General features: G+C 37.9%; 6 protein-coding genes and 1 pseudogene. 1 reads left to right on the plus strand and 6 read right to left on the minus strand.

Annotation, left to right across the window (positions count from 1 at the left end; translation table 11 throughout):
• The 5 genes from lepA to ACILP5_RS10970 form a co-directional block, all read right to left on the minus strand.
• Positions 1-1666 (minus strand): translation elongation factor 4 (gene lepA, locus ACILP5_RS10950; RefSeq protein WP_395618686.1); only part of this gene is annotated, 1666 nt, incomplete at its 3' end.
• 75 nt (positions 1667-1741) lie between these two features.
• On the minus strand, positions 1742-3031 hold the full coding sequence (locus tag ACILP5_RS10955) for an aminopeptidase P family protein (RefSeq protein ID WP_395618687.1): 1290 nt from the start codon (positions 3029-3031) through the stop codon (positions 1742-1744).
• 1 nt (position 3032) lies between these two features.
• A complete protein-coding gene (locus tag ACILP5_RS10960; RefSeq protein WP_395618688.1) occupies positions 3033-3797 on the minus strand; it encodes a class I SAM-dependent methyltransferase in 765 nt (254 codons plus the stop codon).
• Positions 3798-3858: 61 nt separating this feature from the next.
• Entirely contained in the window at positions 3859-4614 is a 756-nt protein-coding gene (locus tag ACILP5_RS10965) for a DUF1080 domain-containing protein (protein WP_395618689.1), read from the minus strand.
• Between the two features lie 69 nt (positions 4615-4683).
• Positions 4684-4827 carry a hypothetical protein gene (locus ACILP5_RS10970; protein ID WP_201737843.1) on the minus strand — a complete coding sequence of 48 codons (144 nt, stop codon included), beginning with the start codon at positions 4825-4827 and terminating at the stop codon, positions 4684-4686.
• Positions 4828-4914: 87 nt separating this feature from the next.
• Between ACILP5_RS10970 and hisS the strand changes: the two genes are divergently transcribed.
• Positions 4915-6276: a histidine--tRNA ligase gene (hisS, locus tag ACILP5_RS10975; RefSeq protein ID WP_395618690.1), complete on the plus strand. Its 1362-nt coding sequence runs from the start codon at positions 4915-4917 to the stop codon at positions 6274-6276.
• Positions 6277-6279: 3 nt separating this feature from the next.
• Here the strand turns inward: hisS and pgi are convergent.
• A pseudogene (pgi, locus tag ACILP5_RS10980) lies at positions 6280-6569 on the minus strand (glucose-6-phosphate isomerase); the annotation flags it as partial.

Genomic DNA, 6569 nt, shown 5'->3' on the forward strand with positions numbered 1-6569 from the left:
CACCATAACATTTGGCCAAAACATCCTTACGCAACGCCTTCACCGTCTCACGGGCAATAATCTTCTGCCCAATCGCCGCTTGAATCGCAATTTCAAATTGCTGTCTCGGTATTAATTCACGTAATTTCTCACATAAACGTTTACCCCAGTCATACGCCTTGTCCCGGTGTACAATAGCGGATAAAGCATCCACTTTGTCTCCATTTAACATGATGTCCAGCTTCACCATGTCGCCCGGTTCGTAATCTTTGTATTCGTAATCTAGGGAGGCATAACCTCTTGAAATTGTTTTTAAACGGTCAAAGAAGTCGAAAACGACCTCCGAAAGCGGCATGTCAAACGTTAATTCAACGCGATCTGTAGTCAGGTAGATTTGATTCACTAAAATACCCCGCTTATCCATACAAAGGCTCATGATCACCCCTGTATACTCGGATTTTGTTATTATTTGTGCCTTAATATACGGTTCCTCAACAATGTTAATCAAATTAGGTTCCGGTAAGTCGGCAGGGGCAGATACCCACATTTCTTCGTTTGCAGTTGTAATTACCTTGAATTTTACGGACGGTACAGTCGTGATAACCGTCATATCAAATTCGCGTTCTAGGCGTTCCTGCACAATTTCCATATGCAACATGCCTAAGAAGCCGCAACGGAATCCAAAACCAAGTGCCGCCGATGTTTCAGGTTCCCAAACTAAGGAGGCATCATTCAATTGAAGCTTCTCCATTGCATCACGTAGATCTTCAAATTCAGAAGTTTCAACCGGGTAAATGCCGGCGAAAACCATCGGCTTAACCTCCTCAAAACCTTGAATAGCGGTTACTGTGGGATTTGCCACATGTGTAATGGTATCACCTACTTTTACTTCTTTCGCCTCTTTAATTCCCGAAATCAGGTAACCTACGTCTCCTGTTTTGATTATTTGTTTTGGTTCCTGTTCTAAACCTAATGTACCGATTTCATCTGCATGGTATTCTTTTCCCGTGTTAATGAATTTTACCTTGTCTCCTTTTCTGATTTCTCCATTATATACACGGAAAATAACTTCAATACCGCGATAGGAGTTAAAGGTAGAATCAAAGATAAGGGCTTGTAATGGGGCAGTCGGTTCACCTTTGGGAGCAGGAATACGTTCTACAACAGCATCTAATATGTCTTTGATACCAATTCCTTCCTTACCCGAAGCATGAATAATATCTTCTTTTTTACAACCTATCAAATCAATAATTTGATCAGAAACTTCCTCTGGCATAGCCCCTGGTAAATCGATCTTGTTTAGTACCGGGATAATTTCTAAATCGTGACTGATGGCTAAGTATAAATTGGAAATAGTTTGCGCCTCAATACCTTGAGAAGCATCCACAATTAACAAAGCACCTTCACAAGCGGCAATAGAACGTGATACCTCATAGGAGAAATCTACGTGTCCTGGGGTATCAATTAAGTTAAACGTATATAATTCCCCATCTTTCGGGTATTGCATTTGAATGGCATGAGACTTAATTGTAATTCCGCGTTCACGCTCTAAATCCATATCATCGAGCAATTGATTCATCATATCGCGTTTTTGAACGGTATTGGTGAATTCAATTAATCGATCGGCAAGAGTACTTTTTCCGTGATCAATATGGGCAATGATGCAAAAATTACGCAGGTGTTTCATATACAATTATTTCTCCTTAGGGATTCCCCTTAAACTAAGCTACAAATATAGCCAAAACAAGGCATTTAACCTGTTTTATTGATTCATTAAATCTTCAATTTCCTCCCAATCCAATGGTATATTCTTCATTAGATTAATATTAGATCCGGTTTGTATAACTAAGTTGTTTTCTAAACGGATGCCTAACCCTTCTTCTTGGATATAAATACCTGGTTCACAAGTAAGAACCATTCCTTCTTGAAAAGGTTTGTATTTATCCCAAACATCATGCACATCTAACCCCAAATGATGAGCAACTCCATGCATAAAGTATTTTTTAAAGAGAGGGTTCGCCGGATTTTGTTTATCCACATCTGCACGAGAAAACAAACCTAAATCAATCAGTTGGCCTTCCATGTAGCATTCTACCTCTTTTTGGTAATCTACCCAAAAAACACCTGGCTGCATGATTTCTGTCGCATAATTCAAAACAGCGTTAACCGCTTTATATACTTGCTTTTGGCGTGAACTGAAACGACCATTGACCGGAATCGTCCGCGTCATATCTGCATTATAATTCGCATATGAGGCTCCTACATCTAATAAAAGCATATCACCGTCTTTACAAGGAAGTGCATTGTCAATGTAATGAAGCACACAAGCATTAGCTCCTGAAGCGATGATAGGTGTATAGGCAAAACCTTCAGATCGATTTCGGGTAAATTCATGAATGAATTCTGCCTCAATTTCATATTCAGTTACACCTGGTTTCGTAAAGTTTAAAACCCGACGGAAGCCTTTCTCTGTGATATCACATGCTACTTGAAGGGCATGTAATTCTTCAGGCTCTTTTTGCATTCTTAAATCACTTAAAACAGGAGCGAGGCGCCCTATGGTGTGATTCGGATAGGTACTTCGTAATGTAATTCCTAAGCGGGCATTCTGTGTCTGAACGATGGATGAATTGCGTAAATGCTCATTATCAGTTAAATACAGATGATTCGCTGAAAATATTAATGTTTTTAGAAGCGAATCAAAATTAGTTGTCCATTGAATGTTTTGAATACCGGAGGTTTGAATAGCCTCTCCTTTAGTATACTTATGTCCTTCCCAAATTTCGATTAATTCCGATGTTTCGCGCACAAAAGCAATTTCTCTCCACTGTGCTTCTGGAGCATCCGGATATAAAATCAATAGTGTTTCCTCTTGATCTAAACCTGACAAATAAAACAAATCGCTGTTCTGTCTGAAACCCATTGTCCCATCTGCATTGGTGGGCATTATGTCATTAGAACTAACAACAACGATGGATTTAGGCGGTAGTTGTGCGTACAATTTAGCCCGATTTTTTTTGAATAATTCAGCTGAAAATGGAGTATATCTCATCTTATTTGCGACAAACGTAAATAATTTCTTCTAGTGGCAAAGCCATTCTATTACTTTCAGGTAAACCTAATTTTTCGATAAGATTCACCGATTCTACCTTAAAACCCGATTTTTCTAGTTGGGTTCCATAATCACGGCCATAGATGCGCAGGTGATCATCTTGCAAGAAATGAATCTCTCGCTCTCTCGGATCAGTAATGCTCGCATCCTCATAGGTTGTTGCGAGATCATAGCGTTGTGGACTTTGGCATAAAGCAAAACCAGTTGGCTTTAATACGCGTCTTATTTCTTGCATACAACGCACATCGTCTTTTACGTGTTCCAAAACATGATTGCAGAATACCACATCAAATGTATTGTCTTCAAATGGAATATCATGTAAATCCATTTTGACTTTAGCTAATGGACTCTCAATATCTGCTGTAATATATTGATCTCCCAAATGCTTCTCAAATCGATCTATAAAACAGTATTCTGGAGCGATATGTAATAATTTAGGCTTTTCTGTAAAAAAGGAGGTCTCGTTTTTTAGATATAAGAACATTAAACGATGACGTTCTAAACTTAAACAGGAAGGACAAAGCGCATTTTCACGGGGCGTTAGACGGCCATAAGGTAAGAAATGACTGAAGGAATGATTGCAAACAGGACAATAGACTTTATTTCCACTAAGAAAAATACTGTATATTTTAATAAGTCTGTGAGCGAATAATTGAATGAATTTTCTCGGGATAAATCGTAAAACCCAGCTAATGATGTATTTCATAGAAACAAAAAAAGGGAAGGCTTTTCTATTTAAAACCTTCCCTTCAAAATTAAGAAATTAATTACATTTTTCTTAACCAAATATTTCGGTAACTAACCGCGTTTCCGTGATCCTGTAGACTTATTGGCCCTGGACCATGCACCGGATTTAATGGTTGTCCGATATATTCCGTTGTGCCTTGAATCTTGGTATGATTCTGAACCACAATTCCATTATGAATAACCGTTATGTATGCAGGTGTATCAATTCCTCCGTTTACTGTAAAAATAGGAGCTGTATAAATGATATCATACGTATTCCATTCACCCATCTTGGAAGAAGCATTGACTAATGGGGGTGTTTGCTTGTATATTGAACCCGCTTGGCCATTTCGGTAAGTAGGATTTTGGTCTGAATTCATCACTTGAACTTCATACATTCCTTGCATAAATACTCCACTATTTCCTTTTCCCTGGCTTTTTAACGTCTCTGGTTCAATCGGAGTTTGCCACTCGATATGTAATTGATAGTTCGTGAATTTTTCTTTTGTTGAAATATTTCCAGTTTTACCCACTACAGTCATTTTACCATCGGCAACCTTCCAACGTGCTGGTGAACCATCTCTTGCAGACTCCCAATTGTCTAGGTTTTTACCATCAAATAAAACGATTGCGTCAGAAGGAACAGCTCCAGGAGTGACTACTGGGATGCTAGGCTCCCAATATTCCGTATCGTTTGGATTGGTTGGATTTACTTTTACGTAACGGTGGTCTTGTGCAATCGTTAAACTAGTTGTCCCTAAAAAGAGGGCTGAGATTACAAATAATGTCTTTTTCATTGTTGAATAGGATTAATTTGAACATAAAAAAACCGGCATAAACCGGTTTAAATTTAAAGAATATTATTCTTATTTAGCAAAACTAGCTTTGATAGCTTCTACATCAACTAACTTGATAATAGGTCTTGCTTTTAAGATTTTGATAGCTGCAACCTTGTTGTTAGCTACTGCTTTATTTCTTCTGTCTTTACGTTTTAGTCTAGTTACTGCCATGTCTTTGATAATTTGGTTTGCAAAAATAGCTAAAATCGACTATTATCAAAAATATTTGTCATAATTAATTAAATTTGTTTTTTTAACATGATGCAGAAACCAGCAAACGCAAGAGGTACTAGGGATTTCGGTCCATCTGAGATGGCAAAACGTAATTACGTTTTTGACATCATAAAGACTCATTTTCAAGGTTTTGGCTTTCAGGCAATTGAAACTGCGGCCATTGAAAATCTATCTACTTTAACTGGTAAATACGGTGAAGAGGGCGATCAATTATTATTTAAGATATTAAATAGTGGTGATTATATGTCCAAAGTTTCTCCATCAGATATCGAAGGAGGATCTAAATCCTTGACGACTAAAATTTCTGAAAAAGGTCTTCGATATGATTTAACGGTACCATTTGCTCGTTTTGTTGCGATGAATCGCAATGATTTGGCATTCCCGTTCCGTCGTTATCAAATTCAACCTGTTTGGCGTGCTGATCGTCCACAGCGTGGACGTTACAGGGAGTTTTATCAATGTGACGCGGATATTATTGGTTCTGATTCATTAGTAAATGAGGCAGAATTAATTGCTTTATTTCAATCCATTTTCACCTCCTTAAAATTACGCGTAAATCTCTATTTGAACTCACGCAAAATATTAGCCGGTATTGTAGACACATTAGGAGAAAGCGCACGCTTTGTTTCTTTCGCTGTCGCATTGGATAAATTAGATAAGATTGGCTGGGATAAAGTAGCTGAAGAATTAGTTCAAAATGGCTTTAGCTCTGAAAAGGTAGAGTCATTAAAAGAACTCATTTTATTTGAGGGAACAAACGAAGCTAAAATAGCTAAATTGACTTCATTTTTTGTGACGAATGAAACAGGATTACAAGGTTTAGCAGAAATAAAAGAAGTATTAAGTCTTTCCGAAACAAACGGCTTTAGTAACGATAATTTAGTATTCGACTACAAGTTAGCTCGTGGACTGAGTTATTATACTGGATTGATTTACGAAGGTAAGGCAGTTGATTTGCCCTTCGGTTCTATCGTAGGTGGAGGACGTTACGATGACTTAACGAGTTCTTTCGGATTGCCTAATATGTCAGGTGTAGGCATTTCTTTTGGGATTGAGCGTATTCTAGACGTTATGGAAGAGCTTTCACTATTCCCAGAAATCTCTACGAGTGCCAGCGCTATCCTCTTTACTTATTTTGATGTAGATGGTCGCAAGGCAGCTTTAGGGATGGCAAACGAATTACGTAAAGTAGGAATACCTTCAGAAGTGTATCCGGATGTCGCCAAAATCAAGAAATCATTCGAGTTTGCGGACAAGAAAAAAATTGCATTCGTAGCCGTAATAGGGGAGTCTGAACTGAAAGAAGGTAAAGCGAATGTAAAGAACATGAAAAATGGAGAACAGAACCTGCTCTCCATCTCTGAAATAATCACTTTATTGAAGTAAAGCCTACCTCCAAGCTTTAAATTGATTAATCAATCCATTGGTGCTAGAGTCGTGTGAATGGATTTTCTCTTCATTTTCTAATTCTGGTAAAATAGAATTAGCTAATTGCTTCCCTAATTCTACGCCCCACTGGTCATAGCTGAATATATTCCAAATCACACCCTGAACAAAGATTTTGTGTTCATACATCGCAATTAATGAACCTAAGGTATGTGGATCGATTTGCTTCACTAGAAAAGAGTTCGTAGGCTTATTACCCTCAAAAACTTTAAACGGAGCTAATTTCTTAATTT

It is taken from the genome of Aquirufa sp. (assembly GCF_044239315.1).
Lineage (GTDB): Bacteria > Bacteroidota > Bacteroidia > Cytophagales > Spirosomataceae > Aquirufa.